Annotated in this window: 3 protein-coding genes; 2 read left to right on the forward strand and 1 reads right to left on the reverse strand. The window is 62.1% G+C overall.

Annotated elements, in window-relative coordinates; all coding sequences use genetic code 11:
- Positions 1 to 621: DapH/DapD/GlmU-related protein (locus EOA29_RS34515; RefSeq protein WP_348628932.1), on the forward strand; the 621-nt coding region annotated here is incomplete at its 5' end.
- A 282-nt stretch (positions 622 to 903) separates the two neighbouring features.
- Entirely contained in the window at positions 904 to 1,335 is a 432-nt protein-coding gene (locus EOA29_RS34520) for a low affinity iron permease family protein (protein ID WP_189349987.1), read from the forward strand.
- A 10-nt stretch (positions 1,336 to 1,345) separates the two neighbouring features.
- Here the strand turns inward: EOA29_RS34520 and EOA29_RS34525 are convergent.
- A partial coding sequence (locus tag EOA29_RS34525) for an SDR family NAD(P)-dependent oxidoreductase (protein ID WP_127222261.1) occupies positions 1,346 to 1,992 on the reverse strand: 647 nt, incomplete at its 5' end.

Consider the following 1,992-nt stretch of genomic DNA (forward strand, 5'->3'; position numbering starts at 1 on the left):
GTCCTGAAAGATCCCGAGCCGCGCATCCATCCGACCGCGGAACTGAAAGGGTGCAAGCTCGGCCGCTATGCCTCGATCGGCGAGCGGGTGATCCTGCGCGAGGTGACGGTCGGCGACTTTTCCTATTTCGAGCGCCATTCGGAAGCGATCTACACGACGATCGGCAAATTCTGCTCGATCGCCGCCAACAGCCGCATCAATGCGCTCGAGCATCCGATCGATCGGTTGACCCAGCACAAGATCAGCTACCGGCCGAACGAGTATTTCCGCTGGCTTGGCGTCGACGCGGCATTCCGCGAGCGGCGGCAGGCAAGGCCGGTCAGCATCGGTCACGATGTCTGGATCGGCCATGGCGCGGTCGTCATGCCTGGTGTGACTATCGGCAACGGCGCCGTCATCGGCGCCAATGCCGTGGTGACACATGATGTGCCGCCTTACGCAATCGTCGCCGGCGTTCCGGCGAAGCCTCTGCGCCAGAGGTTCGCCGCAGCCACGGCGGCGCGTATCGAGAACCTTGCTTGGTGGGACTGGGCGCCGGAAAAACTCGCCAGGGCGATCCCGGACATTCAGTCATTGCCGATCGAGGCCTTCCTCGATCGTTGGGAAGGCGCAGCGCCCTGATTTTCCACAATTTTCCGGAAGACGGTGCCCCTTCCGCCTTGCGGGGGTGGCGCGACGGAAGGGGCTGGAGGTAAACCGCCGTGAAGCGGAAGGAGCAGGCTTTTTGACCTGCATCGGCACTATGGCAACAAACGAATAAGGTGTTTTTTCGCGGCGAAACAGCTTTGGCGCGTATCCGATTGCATGCGCGTGCGGGCGGAAAATTCGATCGTTGGGAACCTGAGGGGCCGGCGCCTTGTTTCTCTCGAAGCGCCGCGTTCTGGCGGCTCCGGCGAGGGATGGATGATCGAGAGACTTTTCACCAAGGTCGCCAATTGGGTGGCTCACTTGGCCGGTATGCCGCCGACCTTTGCCATCTGCGTTCTGATCGTGCTGGTCTGGGGGGTAACCGGCCCGTTTTTCGGCTTCTCGGACACCTGGCAACTGGTCATCAACACCGGCACCACCATCGTCACGTTCCTGATGGTGTTCCTCATCCAGAACACGCAAAATCGCGACAGCGCGGCCATCCAGACCAAACTCGATGAATTGATCCTGGTAAGCCGGGCCCACAACACCTTCATCGGCATCGAGCATCTGACCGAATCCGAGGTCGAGGAGATTCGCGACAAATGCGAAAAGGCCGCAAAGCGGCACGACCGGGAGGTCGCCCAGGCCGCCGTCAAAAAGGCGGTGGCGGGGAAGAACGGCACCAAGAAAAAGGCAGCCGCCTGAACGGACCCCGTCAGCGGTTCATGAAGGCGGCGAACGCGTCCTTGTGATCCGGATGCCAGCGCGACAGGGCAGGGCGGTTCTCGATGATGTCGCCAATCGCCCAGGTCATGCGCTTTTCATCCATCGGCCGCGCCACCTCGTTGTCCGGGCAGAGGATGTAGAAATCGTTCCGCTTGAGCGATGCCAGCATGAAATCGATAACCTGCTCGCCCGTCCAGGCGCCGGCCGGCTTTTCCGTCGCGCCTTCGGTCAGTCCAGTGAAAGTGAAGCCGGGGATGAGCAAATGCGCGGAAACCTTCGCTCCAGGCTCGTTGCGCAGCGCATGCGCCAGACCCTCGGTGAAGGTTTTCACGCCTGCCTTGGAGACGTTGTAGGCGAGATTGCCGGGCGGCGTGGTGATGCCTTGCTTGGATCCGGTGTTGACGATCAGGCCGGGCTTGCCCGCGGCCAGCATGCGCGGCGCGAAGGCCTCGACGCCATGCACGACGCCCCAGAAGTTGATGTCCAGCAGCCGCTTCCAGGCGTCACGGTTTTCCCACGGCTTGCCCGGATTGTTGCCGACCCCGGCATTGTTCATCAGCACCGAGACTGCGCCGAATGCGCCGTAGGCAAGTTCCGCCAGCCGGTCGACCTCGTCGGCCTTGGAGACATCGGTAG

This window comes from Mesorhizobium sp. M1E.F.Ca.ET.063.01.1.1 (genome assembly GCF_003998155.1).
Lineage (GTDB): Bacteria > Pseudomonadota > Alphaproteobacteria > Rhizobiales > Rhizobiaceae > Mesorhizobium.